Source organism: Marinovum sp. E3 (assembly GCF_055755275.1).
Map to the genome: position 1 here is coordinate 3,013,657 of NZ_CM146908.1, position 19,110 is coordinate 3,032,766.

General features: G+C 67.1%; 17 protein-coding genes. 5 read left to right on the forward strand and 12 right to left on the reverse strand.

Translation table 11 applies throughout. The annotated features are described in order from the left end of the window. Positions 1-29 precede the first annotated feature (29 nt). The 4 genes from AC0J5K_RS14790 to AC0J5K_RS14805 form a co-directional block, all read right to left on the reverse strand. The gene (locus tag AC0J5K_RS14790) at positions 30-782 is read right to left on the reverse strand and encodes a glycerophosphodiester phosphodiesterase family protein (RefSeq protein ID WP_074835835.1); all 753 of its coding nucleotides are present in this window, start codon (positions 780-782) and stop codon (positions 30-32) included. Then, positions 779-1,243 carry a RidA family protein gene (locus AC0J5K_RS14795; RefSeq protein WP_074835837.1) on the reverse strand — a complete coding sequence of 155 codons (465 nt, stop codon included), beginning with the start codon at positions 1,241-1,243 and terminating at the stop codon, positions 779-781. The genes AC0J5K_RS14790 and AC0J5K_RS14795 overlap by 4 nt, the downstream gene beginning before the upstream one ends. 68 nt (positions 1,244-1,311) lie before the next feature. Then, positions 1,312-2,610, reverse strand: a complete 1,299-nt coding sequence (locus AC0J5K_RS14800) for an HlyD family type I secretion periplasmic adaptor subunit (RefSeq protein WP_274566223.1) — start codon at positions 2,608-2,610, stop codon at positions 1,312-1,314. After that, positions 2,607-4,331, reverse strand: a complete 1,725-nt coding sequence (locus AC0J5K_RS14805) for a type I secretion system permease/ATPase (RefSeq protein WP_274566222.1) — start codon at positions 4,329-4,331, stop codon at positions 2,607-2,609. The genes AC0J5K_RS14800 and AC0J5K_RS14805 overlap by 4 nt, the downstream gene beginning before the upstream one ends. Positions 4,332-4,523: 192 nt before the next feature. On the opposite strand from AC0J5K_RS14805, the gene AC0J5K_RS14810 reads away from it, so the two are divergent. Both AC0J5K_RS14810 and AC0J5K_RS14815 read left to right on the forward strand, forming a co-directional pair. Beyond that, positions 4,524-5,336 carry an MlaA family lipoprotein gene (locus AC0J5K_RS14810; RefSeq protein WP_274566221.1) on the forward strand — a complete coding sequence of 271 codons (813 nt, stop codon included), beginning with the start codon at positions 4,524-4,526 and terminating at the stop codon, positions 5,334-5,336. Position 5,337: 1 nt separating this feature from the next. Then, positions 5,338-5,934 carry an MlaC/ttg2D family ABC transporter substrate-binding protein gene (locus AC0J5K_RS14815; protein ID WP_074835841.1) on the forward strand — a complete coding sequence of 199 codons (597 nt, stop codon included), beginning with the start codon at positions 5,338-5,340 and terminating at the stop codon, positions 5,932-5,934. Positions 5,935-5,974: 40 nt separating this feature from the next. Here AC0J5K_RS14815 and AC0J5K_RS14820 read toward each other — a convergent pair whose 3' ends face one another. The 3 genes from AC0J5K_RS14820 to AC0J5K_RS14830 all read right to left on the reverse strand — a co-directional run bounded on the left by AC0J5K_RS14820 (position 5,975) and on the right by AC0J5K_RS14830 (position 8,902). Further along, positions 5,975-6,706, reverse strand: a complete 732-nt coding sequence (locus AC0J5K_RS14820) for an SDR family NAD(P)-dependent oxidoreductase (RefSeq protein ID WP_274566220.1) — start codon at positions 6,704-6,706, stop codon at positions 5,975-5,977. Positions 6,707-6,851: 145 nt separating this feature from the next. Further along, on the reverse strand, positions 6,852-7,607 hold the full coding sequence (locus AC0J5K_RS14825) for a DUF1365 domain-containing protein (protein WP_274566219.1): 756 nt from the start codon (positions 7,605-7,607) through the stop codon (positions 6,852-6,854). Then, entirely contained in the window at positions 7,604-8,902 is a 1,299-nt protein-coding gene (locus AC0J5K_RS14830) for an NAD(P)/FAD-dependent oxidoreductase (RefSeq protein WP_048533101.1), read from the reverse strand. The genes AC0J5K_RS14825 and AC0J5K_RS14830 overlap by 4 nt, the downstream gene beginning before the upstream one ends. Before the next feature lie 224 nt (positions 8,903-9,126). Here AC0J5K_RS14830 and AC0J5K_RS14835 point away from each other — a divergent pair, with 224 nt between their 5' ends. After that, a complete protein-coding gene (locus tag AC0J5K_RS14835) occupies positions 9,127-9,672 on the forward strand; it encodes a sigma-70 family RNA polymerase sigma factor (RefSeq protein WP_048533103.1) in 546 nt (181 codons plus the stop codon). A gap of 8 nt (positions 9,673-9,680) precedes the next feature. Continuing rightward, a complete protein-coding gene (locus tag AC0J5K_RS14840) occupies positions 9,681-10,322 on the forward strand; it encodes a ChrR family anti-sigma-E factor (protein WP_048533105.1) in 642 nt (213 codons plus the stop codon). A 98-nt stretch (positions 10,323-10,420) separates the two neighbouring features. On the opposite strand, the gene AC0J5K_RS14845 is transcribed toward AC0J5K_RS14840, so the two are convergent. From AC0J5K_RS14845 to AC0J5K_RS14860, 4 genes are all read right to left on the reverse strand, one after another. Beyond that, positions 10,421-11,587 carry a DNA recombination protein RmuC gene (locus AC0J5K_RS14845; RefSeq protein ID WP_074835850.1) on the reverse strand — a complete coding sequence of 389 codons (1,167 nt, stop codon included), beginning with the start codon at positions 11,585-11,587 and terminating at the stop codon, positions 10,421-10,423. Next, positions 11,584-13,449 (reverse strand): DNA mismatch repair endonuclease MutL, encoded by a 1,866-nt coding sequence (gene mutL, locus AC0J5K_RS14850; RefSeq protein ID WP_274566218.1) that lies wholly within the window; start codon positions 13,447-13,449, stop codon positions 11,584-11,586. Before mutL ends, AC0J5K_RS14845 begins: the two co-directional genes overlap by 4 nt. Before the next feature lie 221 nt (positions 13,450-13,670). Further along, entirely contained in the window at positions 13,671-15,011 is a 1,341-nt protein-coding gene (locus AC0J5K_RS14855) for an ammonium transporter (RefSeq protein ID WP_048533109.1), read from the reverse strand. Between the two features lie 27 nt (positions 15,012-15,038). Further along, positions 15,039-15,377 carry a P-II family nitrogen regulator gene (locus AC0J5K_RS14860; RefSeq protein WP_048533111.1) on the reverse strand — a complete coding sequence of 113 codons (339 nt, stop codon included), beginning with the start codon at positions 15,375-15,377 and terminating at the stop codon, positions 15,039-15,041. A 260-nt stretch (positions 15,378-15,637) separates the two neighbouring features. On the opposite strand from AC0J5K_RS14860, the gene AC0J5K_RS14865 reads away from it, so the two are divergent. Further along, on the forward strand, positions 15,638-17,800 hold the full coding sequence (locus AC0J5K_RS14865; RefSeq protein ID WP_170850521.1) for a transglycosylase domain-containing protein: 2,163 nt from the start codon (positions 15,638-15,640) through the stop codon (positions 17,798-17,800). Between the two features lie 122 nt (positions 17,801-17,922). Here the strand turns inward: AC0J5K_RS14865 and AC0J5K_RS14870 are convergent, their stop codons facing one another. After that, positions 17,923-19,107, reverse strand: a complete 1,185-nt coding sequence (locus tag AC0J5K_RS14870) for an amino acid aminotransferase (protein WP_074835854.1) — start codon at positions 19,105-19,107, stop codon at positions 17,923-17,925. Between the last annotated feature and the right edge of the window lie 3 nt (positions 19,108-19,110).

The following is a 19,110-nucleotide window of genomic DNA, read 5'->3' on the forward strand; positions in this document are numbered from 1 at the left end:
TCAGAGACTTGGCGTCTCGGGACGCGCATTCAAGCCAAATACTGCTCGAAGGTGATATTGCAGGCCACCCGGCGCGCCGCTGCCTCCTGCGCGGGCGTGCGCACGGTCCAGCACAGCACCGGCACCCCGCGGGCCTTGAGCGCGGTGACCGGGGCGGCCGTCAGATCCGAAAGATCATGACTGATGAAACTGGCGCCAACCCGGTCAAAATCGGCGATGTCGCGCAGATGCGCGCGGGTCGCCTCCGGCAGCTTCGCGCTGTCGCCATCGTCAAAGGCGCAGGTGGTCAGCCCGCGCGGCAGATCGGGCGCGAGGCGCGCCATCTCGGCCATGGAATGCGGGTTGAACGACATCACCGCCACCGGCCCGGCATAGCCGTCGAGCGCCTGCGCGGTGGCCTGTTCCAGCGGGCCCACATCCGGCCCCATCGCGCCGTCCTGATCCTTGATCTCGACCAGCAGCGGCACCTGTCCCGCAGTGATCGCGAGCACCTCGGCCAGGGTCGGAATGCCTTCGTCGCCGCCGGTCAGCGCAATCGCGCCCAGGGCCTCGGCCGTCCGGTCCCGGATCGCGCCCCGCGCGCTGGTCAGCCGGTCGAGGGCATAATCGTGAAACACCATCGCCTGACCGTCGGCCGAAAGTTGCAGGTCGATCTCGATGCCATAGCCCCGCGCGATGGCCGCGCGGATCGCGGCGCGCGAGTTCTCGGGCCGCCCGTCGCTGCGGTCATGCAGGGCGCGGTGGGCGATCGGGCGGGTCTGAAAGGCGGCGGGCAGGGTCATGCGATCTCGAAGATGCCTTCGATCTCGACCGCCACGCCGAGCGGCAGCGACGCCGCCGAGACCGCCGAGCGGGCATGCCGTCCGGCCTCGCCCAGAACCTCGACCATCAGGTCCGAGGCGCCATTGATCACCTTGGGCTGGTCGGTGAAATTCGGGGTGGAATTGACAAAGCCGGTAAGCTTGACCACCCGTTTCAACCGCCCCAGATCGCCTTCGCAGGCGGCGCGCACCTGGGCCAGCAGACTCAGCGCGCAGGCCTGCGCCGCCGCCGCCCCGGCCTCGACCGCCATGTCCTCTCCCAGCTTGCCGAGGATCAGCCCCTCGGCACCGGAAGAGATCTGGCCAGAGACGTAAAGCGTGTCGCCGGAGCGCACGAAAGGCACGTAGTTCGCGGCCGGCGCGGGGGCGTCGGGCAGGGCAAGGCCCAGCTCTGCAATGCGGGCTTCTATCGGGTTGTCCATCGGGCACCTCCTGAGATTTGCCGCGACGCTAGTGCGCGGCGGACCTCAGGGCAAGGCCCTTCGATGGCTCAACTTTCGCGCATCGCCCGGGCCAGGTAATCGGCCAGCGGCTTGAGCAGATAGACCATCGGCGAGCGCGCCTCGGTGCGCAGAAACGCCTCGACCGGCATGCCGGGGATCAGCGCCGTGCCCGCCGGCAGTTTGGCCACTTCGCCCGGCCGCAGCACGATCTCGGCGCGGTAGTAAGGCTGGCGGCTGACCTCGTCTACAAAGGCGTCGCCGGAGATCTTGACCACCTCGCCGAAGATCTCGGGCGTTTCGCGCTGGCTCAGCGAGGTCAGGCGCAAAAGCACCTCCTGACCGACGCGCACCTCGTCGATATTGATCGGCGCGACGCGGGCGGCAATCACCGCCGGGCGGTCACGCGGCACCAGGTACATCAGCGGCTCGGCCGGGCGGATCACCGCGCCCTTGCCGAACACCGCCAGATCATAGACCGCGCCAGCCACCGGTGCGCGGATCTCCATCCGGCCCAGCCGGTCGCGCAGCGCGGTCACCTCCTCGGCCAGCTCCCATTCGCGCACGCGCAGGTCGCGCAACTGGGTGATCGCCTCTTCGCGCAGCCGCGACCCGATCGACAGGATGGTGATGTCGATTTCGGCAATCCGGGTCAGCGCCTGTGCCTTCTGTGCCGTCAACTCGCCCGCCAGCCCCTGAAGCTCGGCCCGCTGCCGCTGCACCGCCAGCACCCGCGAGGCCTGGGCCAGCTTCTTGTCGAGCAGGGTCTGCTGGTTCTCCAGCTCCTCTTCGATCAGCGCCCGGCGCTCATCGAGCGCTTCCTGCTGCGCCTCGATGCCCTCGATCTGAACGGCGATCTGCCGCGACTGGGCGCGCAGCCGGTCGATCTCGCCCGCGGTGGATTCGGCGCGCGCCAGGAACAGCCGGGTCTGGCCGGCGATCATCTCGGCCACCGAAGGCATCTCGGCGGCGGCGTCACGCAGGCGCGGGTCGTACTCCGGGCGCGCGGCGCCATCGCGCTCGGCCTCGAGCCGTCCGCGCCGGGCCATGATCTCGTGCATCTGGTCTTCGGCGATGGTCAGCTTGCCGCGCACCAGCGCCGGGTCGAGCCGGAGCAGCACCTGGTCACCGGCAACGATATCGCCCTCACCCACCAGCAGTTCCGAGACCGTGCCGCCATCGGGGTGCTGGATCGCCTGCCGGTTCTGGTGCACCTCGACCTGCCCCGAGGCGATCACCGCGCCGCTGATCCGGCTGAGCGCCGCCCAGCCGCCAAAGCCGCCGACCAGCGCCACCAGCGCCAGCACGCCGAGAAACAGCGGCGTACGGACAGAGAATTCCCGGTTCATTGCACCCCTCCCGGCCCGGCCTGGCGGATCTGTGCCGCATTCTGCACGGTTTTCTTGAGCACCTCGTCGCGCGGGCCAAAGGCCACCCGCGCGCCGTGATCGAGCACCAGCAACAGATCGCATTCCTGGATCGCCGCCGGCCGATGCGCCATGATCAGCACCGCACCGCCGCGCGCCTTGACGGCGCGAATGGCGGCATTGACGGCGGCGCTGCCCTGGTTGTCGAGGTTGGAATTGGGCTCGTCGAGCACCAGGATCTCCGGGTTGCGATACAGCGCGCGGGCGAGCCCGATACGCTGCATCTGCCCGCCCGAGAGCCGCCCGCCATGCGCGTCGATCACCGTGTCATAGCCGTTCGGCAGCTTCAGGATCAGCTCGTGCGCCGCCGCCATCTGTGCCGCCTGCACCACCTTGTCGGCATCCGGCTCCGCTTCGAGCCGGGCGATGTTCTCGGCGATGGTGCCATCGAACAGCTCGACCTTCTGTGGCAGATAACCGATGTATTGGCCAAGCTTTTCCGGCGGATATTGATCGAGCGTCGCACCGTCGAGGCGGATCCGCCCCGAGGCCGGCGTCCAGAGCCCGGTAAGCGCGCGCGCCAGGGTCGATTTGCCGGCCCCCGAAGGGCCGATCACGCCCAGCGCCTGCCCCGGCTTGAGATCGAAGGAGATCATCCGCAGCGCGGCCTGCCGCTCGGTCGGCGGAATGATGGTGAGCTGTTGCACCTCGAGCCGCGCTCTGGGCCGGGGCAGCTCCATCCGCGGCTTTTCCGGCGGCGTGCTGCCCAGGAGCTGCGCCAGCGCCTGCCAGCCATGGCGCGCGCGCTGCGCCACGCCCCATTGGCCGATCAACACCTCGATCGGCGCCAGCGCCCGGCCCAGCAGGATCGATCCGGCAATCATCGCGCCGGCCGACAGCTCGCCACGCAGCACCAGCCAGGCGCCGAGCCCCAGCATCGCCGATTGCAGCAGCAGCCGCAGCGCCCGGGTCAGCGCGGTAAAGCCGCCACTGACGTCAGAGCTTCGGATCTGACCGTCGAGCGCCAGCTTGCGGGCGCCTTTCCAGCGCGCCAGCGCCGCCTTGTGCATGCCCATGGCATGGACCATCTCGGCCTCGTCGCGCATCCGGCTGGCCACCGCCTCGGATTCATGTGCGGCGCGGCCATGGGCCTGCACCGGCGCTTTCTGCATCTGTTGCGAGACCAGCGCGATCGCCACCAGCACCGCCCCGCCGCCCAGCGCCATCAGCCCGAGCAACGGATGGAAGATGGCGATCCCGGCGAGGAAAAAGGGCGTCCAGGGCAGATCGAACAGCGCCATCAGCACCGGCGAGGTCAGAAAACGCTGCACCGATTCCAGATCGCGCAGCCCGGTGGCCGAGGCCGCGTCGGGCCGCGCCGCCGCGCGCCGCAGGCTGGCGTTGAACACCCGGTCATCCAGCCGCGCCTGAAACCGCGCGCCGACCCGTGCCATGATCCGGCCGCGGACGAAATCCAGCAGCCCCATCGTCGCATAGAGAAAGATCACCAGCGCCGAAAGCGCCACCAGCGTCGCCTCGGACCGGCTCGACAGCACGCGGTCATAGACCTGAAGCATGTAAAGCGGCCCGGTCAGCATCAGCAGGTTGGCGAAAAAGCTGAACAGCCCCACCGCCCAATAGAGCCCGCGGCTCTCCCGGCGCACCTTGCGCAATTCGCTCAGACCGGCTTCGCGTGGTTGCATACGCGGTTTCTCGCTCTTGTTACCGTGACCCGGACTTGATGGCCGCCGGACGGCTTGCTCACCATGCCCCGATAGGTCAGATTAAACCAGTGTCGCCAAATGGCCACAACGCCGCAAAGCCCCGGATTACGCCGTGGGCATCGGTCCTGAATAGACTACATAGCGATTATTGCGAAGCGATTGAGATTGCCAGTGCCGTCAGATTTTACATCCAGGATCCGCAGGGCCCTAGCCGGGCTCGCGCTTGGCCTTTTGGCCGCCTGCACCCTGCCCGAGCCCGGGCAGGTGACCCGCGACGGCATCTTCGATCCCTACGAGGCCCGCAACCGCCAGATACACGAACGCAGCAAGGACTTTGATCGCCAGGTCACCCGCCCGGTAGCGATCGCCTATGCCCGGAACGTGCCGGAACCGGCCCAGGACATGGTGACCAATTTCGCCAACAACCTTGCGGTGCCGGGCGCGGTGGTCAACCAGGTGCTGCAATTCGACCTTGGCGGCGCGCTGCACAACAGCGTGCGCTTCGGGCTGAACACCACGCTGGGCTTTGGCGGGGTCTTCGACGTGGCGGCCGATTTCGGCCTTCAGGAGGACGAGGCCGATTTTGGTCAGACCCTGGCGGTGTGGGGCGTGCCCGAAGGCGCCTTTCTCGAACTGCCCATCCTCGGCCCCGCGACCGAACGCGACGCAGTGGGCCAGGTGGTGGATTTGGCGCTTGATCCCCTGAATGTGATCCCCTGGCCGGAAAAGCTCTATCTCAGGCTGCCGGCAGCGGTCGCCGAAGTCGGTCAAAGGGGCCGTTACGCGGCCTCGGTGGATTCGATTTTCTACGAAAGCGCAGACAGTTACGCCCAATCCCGCCTGATCTACCTCCAGAACCGCCGGTTCGAAGTCGGAACGGGCCAAGGCTCAGGTCATGACGCGGCTTCGGGCGAAATTGACCCTTATGCAGAGTTGTCAGACCAGATTGTCGACCCATATGAAGAGCTTTACGGAGAACAGTGACATGTTGCGCAGACACTTCCTCACCGGCACCGTGGCAGCTGTGGCGGCGACGTCCTTTTCGGCGCTGCCCGCCCTGGCCCTGACCCCGGCCCGCGCCAGAACCCTGGTCGACGCGCTGGTGGCCGATATTAACCGGGTGATCGCCTCCGGCCAGTCACAGAGCGCGATGAACGCCGAGTTCGAGCGGATCTTCCGGCGCTATGCCGATGTGCCGACGATTGCCGCCTATGCGCTGGGGGTGGACGGTCGCCGCGCCAGTGCCGCGCAGAAACGCGCCTTTCAGGAGGCCTTCACCGGCTATATCTCACGCAAATACGGCGCCCGCTTCCGCGAATTCATCGGCGGCCGGATCGAAGTGAACGGCGTGCGCCAGGTCAAGAGCTTCTACGAGGTGAACTGCATCGCGCATCTGCGCGGCGAGGCACCTTTCGCGCTTGATTTCATGGTGTCGGACAATGCCGGCCGCGACCTGTTCTTCAACATGAAGATCGAAGGCGTGAACCTGCTGCTGACCGAACGCACCGAAATCGGCGCGATGATCGACCGCCGGGGCGGCGATATCGACGCGATGATCCAGGACCTGCGCAGCGCAAGCTGACGGAGGGGCTTGCCCGACGCCGGCGGCCGCGCCGCTGATCCTAGGCAAACAGCCGGTAGTAAATGCCGTCCGGCAGAAACTGCCCAAGCCGAAACAGCCAGGCGAAAGGCACGGGGAAGCTCTTCTCGAACCGGTCGGAATTCATGTGCTCGAAGATCGACAGGGCGGCCGCTTCGGGCTCCATCAGCGCGGGCATCCTGAAGTCGTTCTTGTCGGTCAGGCGGGTGCGGATGAACCCGGGATTGACCAGCTGCACCCTGACGCCCGAGCCGCGCAGATCGGCGTGCAGCGCCTCGGCCATGGCCATGACGCCGGCCTTCGAGGCGCCATAGCCGGTCGCGCCGGGCAGCCCGCGAAAGCCCGCGAGCGAGCCGGTCATGACGATATGGCCGCTGTCGCGCGCCACCATGCCCGGCACCACCTGCCCCAGCACCCGCGCGGCGCCGGTGAAGTTCACGTCGCACATCGCGGCGACCTCTTCGGCATTCCAGGCCTGCGCCGGCTGCGGCCAGTAAACCCCGGCGAGATAGACCAGCCCGTCGATCTCCCCCGCCTCGGCGGCGGCGCGCGCCACCCCGTCGGCATCGGTCACGTCGCAGGCCACCACCTGCGCCCGCCCGGGCAGCTCCGCCGCAAGTTCACGCAGCCGGTCTTCCGACCGCGCCGAGAGGATCAGATGCGCTCCCGCCCGGCTGAGCTTATGCGCCAGCGCCCGGCCCAGCCCCTCGCTCGCGCCCACGATCCAATAGCGTTTGCCCACGAATTCTATCATCTTGCCTCCAGCAGGCACGCCCCCGCCTCGCGGCCCGGCGCGCCAAATTTGTGTAATCGGCTCCGGTTGATGATCGGGCCATCCGGCCCGGGATACAACCGCCAGGCTCTGGCACAGATAGGCCGGTCGCAGCCCGGCGCCAGCCTCAGCGCGAGACCTCCTGGCGCGGCGCCTCCGGCCGCCTGCGATACCGCGCGCCTTTCCACCACAGCTTGAGCGCCTGCCAGTGGATCAGCGCCAGCACCCGCCGTGCCCCGAACGGCCGGCGCAGACAGAAGCCCAGGATCGCCCGGTCGGTCAGCGGCGCGCGCGGGCCGGTCAGGGTGGCGGTCACCCCGCCTTGGCCGGTGTCGAGATCGATCCAGATGCCGATGCAGTCGGCGCGGATGTCGAAGCGGAAGGTATACTGTCCCGCCACCGGCTGAAACGGCGAGACATGCAGGATCTTGCGCGCGGCGATCCGGTCTTCTGCCGTGAGCGGTGAGTAATCCGGTTTGTGACAGAGATAGCAATGGCGGTCGCCGAAGGTATTGGTCACCTCGGCAATCACGGCGCAGAGCCGCGCCGCCTCGTCATGGATCAGCCAGAAGCTCACCGGGTTGAACACATGGCCCAACACCCGTGGCTGCGCCAGAAGCTGCACCCGCCCGCCCAGCGGCACCTGGTATCGGGCCAGAACCTCGCGCAGCCAGGCCGGGCCGCGCCCCTGTTTCGGCGCGCCGCCGTGGTCGCTGTCGTGCACCGAGGTCAGCCCGGCCCGGTTGCGTCCAAAGAGCCGGGGGCCCGCCACATCCGCCTCGGCATCGAGCAGCACATAGTCGACCGCATAGCGAAAGCTGTTCTCGACCTCGCCCTTGCGTCCGTGCCAGGTGTGGCCGGCGATATGCTCGACCTGGGTCATTCCGCGGCCACCATGACATCGGGGCGCGCCAGGATGCGGTCGGCGACATCCGCCGCGCTTGCCAGACCGTCTTCGTGAAAGCCATTGCGCATCCAGGCGCCGCAGAACCAGGTGCGCCGCGCGCCATTGAACCCCGCCACCTCGCCCTGCGCCCGCAGCGCGGCCAGGTCATATACCGGATGGCGCAGAGTGACCTGATCGTAGATCAGTTCGTCGCGGATCGGCTTGCGGGCGTTCAGGGTGACAAACATCGGGTCGTTCGCCGGGATCGGCTGCAACTTGTTCATCCAGTAGGTCAGGTCGATCTTGCCATCGCGCGCACTGCGGCCTTCGGTGTAGTTCCAGGACGACCAGCAGCCGCGCCGCCGTGGCATAGCGCGGGGATCGGCATGCAGGGTGATCTCGTTGGGCTGATAGCCGATCGCGCCCAGCGCCCGGGCCTCTTCGGTCGCGGGATCGGCCAGCAGCGCCAGGCTGTCGTCGGAATGGGTGGCCAGCACCAGTTCGTCGAACACCTCCCAGCCGCCGCCCGCGACGCGCAGCTCGACATGATCGGGAAAGCGACGCACGGCGCGGACCGGCGCGCCGATCCGCAGATCGACCAGACGGCGGCGCAGGCTGGCCTCGAGCCGGCGCACATATTCCACCGATCCGCCCTGCACCGTATACCATTGATGCTGCCCGGAATGGTGCAACAGCGCGTGGTTCTCGAAAAACTGGATCAGCGCCTGCGCCGGAAACCGCATGATCTGCTCCGGCGGCGTCGACCAAATCGCACCGGAGAGCGGCAGCAGGTAGTAATCGCGGAACCAGTCGCCAAGCTGCATCTGCTCCAGGAAATCTCCCAGCGGCTGGTGCCGGTCGCTGGCGGCATCGAGCGCCCGGGCGTTGAACCGCAGGATGTCGCGGATCATGCCGAGGAACTTCGGGTTGAACATGTTGCGGCGCTGGCTGAACACCGCCTTGAGGTTTTCGAGCCCGTATTCCATCTCGCCGCCGCGCAGCGAGGCGGCAAAGCTCATGTTGCTCGGCGCCACCGGCACGCCGAGCTGTTGGAACAACGCGGACAGACGCGGATAATTGGCGTGGTTGAAGACGATGAACCCGGTGTCCACCGGCTGCTGCCCGCCCTGCCCCGCCATCACCGTGCGCGCATGGCCCCCCAGCCGCGGCCCGGCCTCAAACAGCGTGACCTCGGCCGCGTCGGCCAGGAAATGCGCAGCCCCCATGCCGGAAATGCCACCACCGATGACGGCAATCCTGCGGCGAAAGGGGGAAGAGGGGTCAAGCGGCATGAGGTCGTCCTGTTGTTTGGCTCGGTATCATCAGGTCTACGGCGCCAGCCGCGAAACGGATGAAAAAAACTGGCAGAACCAATGATCCATTCCCCGCGCCCCGCCGTATCCTGCACATGCTGATCGCGACAAAACCCCGTCAGGCGGGTGACATTCCGCCGGTTTCGCCGTCTTATGTTCCCGGGGCCATCGGCTCCGTGACGTCAGGGGAACAGAAACGACAGATGAAATCCGCGCCAGCACGGGCCGATTGGGTGGCCCATGTCATTCGCATCCGCGACGCGCGGGACGAGACCGCCTTTGCCGAGCTGTTTGCGCATTTCGCGCCACGGGTGAAAGCCTTTCTGATGCGCTCGGGCGGGGATCCGGCGATTGCCGAGGAATGCGCGCAGGAGGTGATGGTCACGCTCTGGCGCAAGGCGCATCTGTTCGATCCGGCGCGCGCCAGCGTCGCCACCTGGATCTTTACCATCGCCCGCAACAAACGGATCGATGTGCTGCGCCGACAGCGCCGCCCCGAGCCCGAAGACCTGAGCTGGGGCCCCGAGGAAGCGCCCGATCAGGCCGATATCGTGACGCTGCAACAGGAAAGCGCGCAGCTGAGCGCGGCCATCGCCCGCCTGCCCGAGACACAGCGCGAGCTGATCCAGCGCGCCTATTTCGGCGAGATGAGCCACGGCGAGATTGCCGCGGCCACCGGCCTGCCGCTGGGCACGATCAAATCCCGCATCCGACTGGCGCTCGACCGCTTGCGCCATGCCATGAAATGAGCACCGCCATGACCGATGAGATCACCCACCACCTGACCGACGCCCTGCTGATGGCCTATTCGGCGGGCACCCTGCCCGAGGCCTTCAACCTCGCCGTCGCCACCCATGTCTCGATGTGCGACGCCTGCCGTGCCGCTGTCGAGAGCTATGACGCAGTGGGCGGCGCGCTTCTGGCCGAGACCGAGAGCCAAGAGATGGCCGCCGATGCCCTTTCATCGGCGCTGGTGATGATCCGCGACACACCGGCAGAAGCCCCGGCGCCGCGCCCGGCCGATATTCCGGCGCCGCTGGCCGGCTACATCGGCGGCAGCCTGGCGGATGTAACCTGGCGTCCGGTGGGCATGGGGGTCAAACAGGCCGTGCTCAAGACCTCGCCAGAGGCCACCGCGCGGCTGCTGTACATTCCCGCCGGGGCGGCGATGCCCGACCATGGTCACAAGGGGCTCGAACTGACGCTGGTGCTGCGCGGCGCGTTCTTCGACGAGGACGCGCGCTTTGGCCCCGGCGATGTCGAGGTTGCCACCGAGGCCGACGAACACACGCCGATCGCCGATATCGGCGAGGATTGCATCTGCCTCGCCGTCACCGACGCGCCGTTGAAATTCCGCGGCTGGCTGCCCCGCCTGGCGCAACCCTTCCTCGGTATCTGAGGCCGGAGGCTTCGGGCCAGGCGCCCCCGTCCCGGACCTGATCCGGGACCTCGCCCGCCCACCAAGAGGCCCCGGACCAGGTCCGGGGCGCGACTGCCCTATGTCCGCGGCAGGGGCACCACGTTTTCACCGCTCTCAGGCGCCAGTTCCTCGAAATCGAAATTGTCGAGCCGGCGCGCCCGGCGGCCGGCCTTGTCGGCGCTGATCTTGATCTCGGAGATATCTTTGGCGGCCTGGCCGAAATGCCGGTCGAGGCTCTCGACCCGCGTGCCCAGCCGCTCGACATCGGCAAAGAGCAGGCTCAGTTCCTTGCGGATCGCGCCGGCCTGTTCACGCATCCGCGCGTCCTTGAGGATCGCGCGCATGGTGTTCAGCGTCGCCATGCAGGTGGTGGGCGAGACGATCCAGACCCGGGCGGCGAACCCCTCGCGCACCACTTCCGGGAAATTGCCGTGCAGCTCGGCATAGATCGCCTCGGAGGGCAGGAACATCAGCGCGCCCTCGGCGGTCTCGCCGTCGAGAATGTAGCGCTCGGCGATGTCGCGGATGTGCTTGCGCAGCGACTGCCGCAGCAACTGCGCCGCGCGTTGCGCGCGCTCGGGGCTGTCGGCGCGGCGCAGCGCTTCATAGGCCTCGAGCGGGAATTTCGAATCGATGGCGATCGGCCCCGGCGGGTTGGGCAGGTGGATCAGGCAATCGACGCGACGGCCATTGGAGAGCGTCGCCTGCAAGGTGTAGCTGTCGGACGGCAACGCTTTGGTGACGATATCATTGAGCTGGATCTCACCGAACGCGCCCCGGGTCTGCTTGTTCGACAGGATGTCCTGCAACGACAGCACGTCGCCCGAGAGCTTGGTGATATTGTCCTGCGCCTTGTCGATGGCCGAAAGCCGCTCCTGCAATTCGCCGAGGCTCCTGGCGGTGCGGCGGGCCGAGCCGTGCAGGTTCTCCTGCATCTGCTGTTGCACCTGGCCCAGGCGCTGCTCCATCAGTTGCAGCATCTTGATCTGGCTCTGCGCCTGCGCCTCGCTGACGTGATGCAGCCCGCCCGACAGCCGCTCCTGGCCTTCGCTCAGGCTCTGCACCCGATGGCCCAGCATCCCCATCTGCTGCGCCAGTGGCTCGGTCAGCCGGGCCGAACGGGCGGCCGCGCGGGCGGTCGAGACCAGCAGCCAGAGCACGACGACAAGCACCAGGCCAGCGACCAGCAGCGCCAGAACCTGCGGGTCATCCAGCGTCAGGGGGGTGTCGCCGATCCGGATCATGTGCGGCCGAACAGCCGCTCGATGTCGGAGAGCTTGAGCTCCACATAGGTCGGGCGGCCGTGGTTGCACTGGCCGGAATGCGGCGTCGCCTCCATCTCGCGCAGGAGCGCGTTCATCTCTTCGGCCTGCATCCGGCGGCCGGAGCGGATCGAGCCGTGACAGGCGACGCGGCTGAGGATGGCATCGATCCGTTCGCGCAGCTGGGCGGATTGCCCGAGATCATGCAGCTCGTCGAGAATGTCGCGCAAGAGCGCCTCGGCGTTGACTTCGCCGAGGATCGCCGGGGTCTCGCGCACCACCACGGCACCGCCGCCGAAAGGCTCGACGGTGAGACCGAGATCCGCCAGCGCCGGAGCATGTTCCAGCAGCAGGGCGCAATCGGTGCCCGACAACTCCACCACCTCGGGGATCAGGAGCGCCTGGGCAGCGATGCCGCTTTCCGCCGCCTGCCGCTTCAACCGTTCATAGACCAGCCGCTCATGCGCAGCATGCTGATCGACCAGCACGATGCCCTGTTCTGTCTGGGCGATAATGTAATTCTCATGTACCTGGGCCCGTGCGGCGCCGAGCGGATGGCTCTGCGGCGCCGGCGCATCCGTGGTGTCGACCACGGGCTCCGGCGCCGGCTCGACCCGGGCGCTGTAGCTCTGTGCCATCTCGGCAAAGCCGGGCGCCTGCGCCTGATACGCCGCCTGCCGCGCCGCCGGGCCGGGACGGTCGAGCGGCGGCCGGTCCATCTGGTAGACGCGGGGCTCGGTCGGCTCGACCCGCATGGCACCCAGGGTGGCACCGGCGACGGTGGTCGAGGCTCGGTGCCCGGCCCCCGCCAGCGCATGACGCAGCCCCGAGACGATCAGCCCGCGCGCCAGACCGGGGTCGCGGAAACGCACTTCGCTCTTGGCCGGGTGCACGTTGACGTCGACCAGCCGCGGATCGCAATCGACAAAGAGCGCCACCGCCGGATGCCGGTCGCGCGACAGGAAATCGGCATAGGCCCCGCGCAGCGCGCCGTAGAACAGCTTGTCGCGCACCGGGCGGCCATTGACGAACATGTGCTGCGCCACCGCCGAGCCGCGCGAATAGGTCGGCAGCGCGGCAAAGCCGGTGAGGTGATGGCCCTCGCGCTCAGCATCGAGCGGCACCGCGTTCTCACTGAATTCGCGGCCGAGGATCTGCGTCAGCCTGCCGTTCAGGGCGTCAAACAGCTCGCCCGACATCGGCTCGGCGCGAAAGCTGACCCGCGCCTGATCGCCGGTGACATCGCGCAGCGTGAAGCCGGTGAAGGGCTCGGCCATGGCCAGCCGTTTCACGACGTCGGAGATCGCCTGCATCTCGGCCCGGTCCGACCGCAGGAACTTGAGCCGCGCCGGGGTGGCAAAGAACAGGTCGCGCAGCTCGACCGTGGTGCCCCGGTTGCAGGCGGCGGGCTTGACCGGCCCATGATCGCCGCCCTCGACGTGGATCATCGCCGCCTCCTGCCCGCCGGCGCGCGAGGTGATCGTCAGACGCCCCACCGCGCCAAGCGAGGGCAGCGCTTCACCCCGGAAACCAAAGGAATGGATGTTCAGGAGGTCGGAGCCATCGATCTTGGAGGTGGCATGGCGGCTGAGCGCCAGCGGTAGCTGTTCGGGCGTCATGCCGCAACCGTTGTCGCGCACCCGGATCAGGCTCTTGCCGCCGGCGGCAATGTCGATCTCGATCCGCGTGGCACCGGCATCGAGCGCGTTTTCCACCAGTTCCTTGACCGCCGAAGCCGGGCGCTCCACCACTTCGCCGGCGGCGATGCGGTTCACCGCCGCATCATCGAGCTGGCGAATTTCAGGTGCGTCTCTGTCGCGGATATTGGGGGGCTGATCCTTCATACCCCAAAACCTAGCATGGCCGCATTTGATTCTGCGAGGGGGTTTCGCGGCTGACCTCGAGCGGCCCCAAGGGGCCGGGGCGGGCATGTCCCGCGTTCGCGCCCCGGACCTGATCCGGGGCCCCCGCGCGGCCTCCAACACGGGAGCACAAAAGGAATGACCCTGACATGAAAAAGGCCCGGGCGTTTCCACCCGGGCCTCTCAGTCCTGTCACTCCGGGCTTAGCCCTTGGAGAATTCCGGGTAGGCTTCCATGCCCAGCTCGGCCATGTCGAGACCGTTGATCTCTTCTTCCTCGCCGACGCGGATGCCCACGGTGGTTTTGAGGATGAACCAGATCACGCTCGAGACCACGAAGACGAAGATACCGACCACGATGATGGAATAGAGCTGCGTGCCCAGCGAGGCGTCGCCATTGGTGAAGACCACGGCAATGGTGCCCCAGACGCCGGCGAAGAGGTGCACCGGGATGGCGCCGACCACGTCGTCGATCTTGAGCTTGTCGAGGAACGGCACCGCAAAGACCACGATCACGCCGCCGACCGCACCGATCAGGGTCGCGGCACCGAGCGTCGGGGTCAGCGGCTCTGCGGTAATCGAGACCAGGCCCGCCAGCGCGCCGTTGAGCACCATGGTCAGGTCCGGCTTCTTGTAGAGCACCTGGGTCAGGATCAGCGCGGCGATGGCGCCACCGGCCGCGGCGGTGTTGGTGTTGGCAAAGATGCGCGACACGTCGGCGACGTCACCCACGGTGCCCATGGCCAGCTGCGAGCCGCCATTGAAACCGAACCAGCCGAGCCACAGGATGAAGGTGCCGAGGGTTGCCAGAGCCAGGTTGTGGCCCGGGATCGGCACGGTCTTGCCGTCCTTGGTGTATTTGCCGATACGCGGCCCGAGGATCAGCGCGCCGGCCAGAGCGGCCCAGCCACCGACCGAGTGCACCACGGTCGAACCGGCGAAATCGAGGAAGCCCATCGCATCCAGGAAGCCGCCGCCCCATTTCCACGACGCCTGCAACGGATAGATGATCGAGGTCAGGATCACGGTAAAGATCAGGAAGGGCCAGAGCTTGATGCGTTCGGCCAGCGCACCCGACACGATCGAGGCGGTGGCGGCGCAGAACATCAGCTGAAAGAAAAAGTCCGAGCCGGTCGAAGCATAGCCGTAGTCATCCGCCGCATCGGCGGTCACGCCCACGGCCTCGAGCACGCCGGGGCCCCAGACGCCCGACAGGATGCCGTCAATCGCCCATGTGCCCAGCGGGTACATCAGGTTGTAGCCGATCAGGTAGTAGAAGATCGCGGCAAAGGAAAACAGCGCGATGTTCTTGGTCAGCTGCATGGTCACGTTCTTGGCGCGCACGAGACCCGCCTCGAGCATGGCGAAACCCGCGGCCATCCAGAAGACAAGAAAGCCACCGATCAGAAACAGCAGCGAATTGAAGATGAAGACGCTGTCGGTCGCGGCGTTCACGCCGGGCACCGGGCCGTCATCCTGGGCAAGCCCGAGGCTGGGCGCGGCGATCAACGCGGCGGCAAGTCCCAGTTTGGTAAGAGTTTTCATGTGGTCTATCCCCTATGTCCGCTGCGCTTACAGCGCGTCGTCGTTCGTTTCGCCGGTGCGCACGCGCACGGCCTGTGCCACGTCGAGCACAAAAATCTTGCCGTCGCCGATCTTGCCGGTCTGGGCGGTGCTGGTGATGGTCTCGACAACCTGGTCGGCCATGGCGGCGGACACGACGATTTCGAGCTTGATCTTGGGCACGAAGTTCACGGCGTATTCCGCGCCACGGTAAATCTCGGTGTGCCCGGACTGCGAGCCGAAGCCCTTGATCTCGGTCACCATCATGCCGCGCACGCCGATGCCGGTCAGCGCCTCGCGCACTTCTTCAAGCTTGAACGGCTTGATTGTCGCAATGATGAGTTTCACGTTCTTCCCTTTCGGTAAGCGAGCCCGGGGCCCGCGGATTTCGCAGATGCAGAAAAACGGTGCTTCAGGGTGTTGGTGAAGTTTTCAGTGCAGTAAAAGACGGCGAAAACATCGGCGTTTGCACAATTTTTGCACAATCGCTGTGGCGTGATTAAAAATTAGTCAGTAAATAAACGGTGGGATCGGTCGCATGCTCTCAACATTTCGGGTCGAAACCGCTAATTTGGGTGCAAAGCGATAATCCCGAGCAGGTTAGTGACATGAGTGATTCCGGTCGTCGGAAACCGCGGTTGGTGGCGGAGAAGAGGTACCCCGGAAAATCCGGCGCCCCTTCGGGCAAGACACCGCCCAAGAGCCGCAAACGCACGGCCCGGCCCAGCCGCAAACCGGTGCGGCGGGGGCCTGTCGGCTATCTGTCGATGATGCTGCGCTGGGTCTTCGGGCTGCTCTGGAAGGCGGCGGTGCGGGTGGCCGCGGTGATCGCCCTGCTGATCGGCGGCGGCGTGGCCTATTACTATTCCACCCTGCCCCCGGTGCAGGCGCTGCTTGACGGCCGGGCCCGCGGCTCCGTCACCATGCTCGACAACACCGGCGAGGTCTTTGCCTGGCGCGGCGAACAGTTCGGCGGCGCCATCGATGCCGAGACCGTCAGCCCGCATCTGCGCAACGCCGTGGTGGCCACCGAGGACCGCCGCTTCCATAACCACCTGGGAGTCTCGCCCCGCGGCGTGGCCAGCGCCATTCGCATCAACCTCAGCGAAGGGCGCGGGCCGCTGTCGGGCCACGGCGGCTCGACCATCACCCAGCAGACCGCCAAGCTGCTGTGCCTCGGCACCCCCTACAACGAAAAGGACTGGGAGAGCGAACGCGCCTACGAGGCCGATTGCCGCGAAAGCTCGCTCTGGCGCAAGATCAAGGAAGCGACCTATGCCATCGCCATGGAGGTCAAATATTCCAAGAACGAGATCCTGACGGTCTATCTCAATCGCGCCTTCCTCGGCGAAGGCTCGCGCGGATTCGAGGCCGCCAGCCAGCGCTACTTCGGCAAATCCGCCAATGAGGTGGAACCGGCCGAGGCGGCGATGCTGGCCGGGCTGCTGGTGGCGCCGTCGCGCTATGCGCCGACCAACGACCTCGAGCGGTCGCAGCGCCGCGCCGCGACGGTGATCCGGCTGATGGAGGAACAGGGCTATCTGGACAAGGCCGAGGCCGATCGCGCCCAGGCCAACCCGGCGGTGCTGTCCGAGGCGGCCGAGGCCGAAGCCGGCGGTTATTTCGCGGATTGGGTCATGGCGTCGGGCCCCGAGTTCTTTACCCGCAACACCACCGAGGACGTGATCATCCGCACCACGCTCGACCAGCGCATCCAGCGCGCGGCCGAAGAGGCGATGATCCAGATCTTCGAAAACAACGTGCGCGAAGGCTCCAAGGCCCAAGCCGCGATCGTGGTGATGTCGGCCGATGGCGCGGTGCGCGGCATGGTGGGCGGCCGCAGGACGCGGGTGTCGGGCGTCTTCAACCGCGCCACCCAGGCCCAGCGGCAGACCGGCTCGTCCTTCAAGCCCTTTGTCTATGCCACCGCCATGGAGATGGGTTATTCGCCCTTCGACAAGGTCCGCGACGAGCCGTTCTGCATGGACATTCCCGGGTCCGGCGAGTGGTGCCCGAAGAACTACACCAACGACTTCAAGGGCACGGTGACGCTGACCGAGGCGCTGAAGAACTCGCTCAACATCCCCGCCGTCAAGATTTCCGAGGCGCTGGGCCGTGACCTGGTGCAGAAGGTGGCGCGCGATTTCGGCATCGACAGCACCCTGGCCGACACGCCGGCGATGGCGCTGGGGGCCTCGGAATCGACGCTGATCGAGATGGTCGGCGCCTATGCCGGTATCCTCAACGGCGGCTCGGCGGTGACGCCTTATGGCCTGGTCGAGCTGAAGCTGCTGGGCGAGGACGTCCCGATGATGGACGCCACCGGCGGCATCGGCGAACGGGTGATCCAGAAGGAAGCCGCGCGCGCGCTGGTCTACATGATGGAAAAGGTGGTCTCGGAAGGCTCCGGCCGCCGCGCCGCCCTGCCGGACCGTCCGGCTGCGGGCAAGACCGGCACCACGCAAGCCGCGCGCGACGCCTGGTTCATCGGGTTCACCGCCGATTACGTCGCCGGCGTCTGGATGGGGTATGACGACAACACGCCGTTGACCGGCGTGACCGGCGGCGGGCTGCCGGCCGCGATCTGGCACGAGACCATGCGGCGGGTGCACGAAGGCCTGCCGGTGCGCGAGCTGCCGATGGATGTGCCGGCCGCCCCGGCGCCCGAGCCGCAACCCGAACAACAGCAGCCGCGCCGCCGGGCGCCGGCCGAGAACCTCGCCGAGACGGTGCTGCAACAGGTGCTGCGCGACCTGTTCGGCGGCAACTGAACCCGACAAACATAGCGGGCCGGCCCCTGACGGACCGGCCCTTGCTTTCCTCTTGCTCAAAATACCCTCGGGGGAGTCCGGCTCTGCCGGACGGGGGCAGAGCCCCCTGCCCCCGCAAGGCCTCAGATGCCGGTGTCGACGATGGCCTTGGCCAGCACGGGAACGGTGTGGGCGTTGAGCCCGGCGATGTTCATCCGGCTGTCGCCCACCATGTAGATCGCGTGATCCTCGCGCAGACGTTCGACCATCTCCGGGGTGGTGCCGAGGCGCGAGAACATGCCACGGTGTTCGGCGACAAAGCCGAAGCGGTCCGAGCCTGAGGCCGCCTGCAATTCCGCCGCCAGCTGCTCGCGCAGCTTGAGCATGCCCAGCCGGATGTCCTCCAGCTCGGACGCCCAGTCGGCGCGCAGATCGGGATCGGTCAGCACCAGCGTCACCAGCCGCGTGCCGTGATCCGGCGGGAAGGAGAAGTTCTGCCGGTTGAGAAAGGCCAGCGCGCCTTCGTGCGTGTCGCGCCGCGCCGCCTCCTGGCTGATCGCCAGGGCGAGGCCCGCGCGCTCGCGATAGATGCCGAAGTTCTTCGAGCAGGAGGCCGCGATCAGCAGCTCGGGCACCGAAGAGGCCACCAGCCGGGTGCCCGCCGCATCCGCATCCAGGCCGTCGCCAAAGCCCTGATAGGCGATGTCGATCATCGGCGTCGCGCCGGTCTTCAAGAGCAGGTCGACCACCGCCTGCCATTGCGACATGTTCAGGTTGGCCCCGGTCGGGTTGTGGCAGCAGCCGTGCAGCAGGACCAGGTCGCCGGGTTGCGCCTCGGCCAGATCGGCCATCATGCCGTCGAAATCCACCGCCCGGGTCTCGCTGTCGAAATAGCGATAGGATTGCGTCGGCAGCCCCATGAACTTGAGGATCGACAAGTGGTTCGGCCAGGTCGGATCGGAGACCCAGACCCGCACGTCCGGGTTGGCCATCCGCGCCAGCTCGAAGCACTGGCGCACCGCGCCGGTGCCGCCGGGCGTCGCCGCGCCGGCGATTTTGTCGCTGGGCACCGCATCGCCGAGGATCAGACCGGCCAGCGCATCGCGGTACGCCGGATCGCCGATCAGCCCGACATAGCTCTTGGTCTCTTCCTGCTCCCAGAGTTTCTTTTCCGCCGCCTTGATGGCGCGAAAGATCGGCGTCTTGCCGTCGGCATCCTTGTAGACGCCGACCCCGAGGTCGATCTTTTGCGGCCGGGGATCGTCGCGATAGAGCTTCATCAACTCGAGGATCTTGTCGGCGGGTTGGTCGGTCAGATGTGACAGCATGGG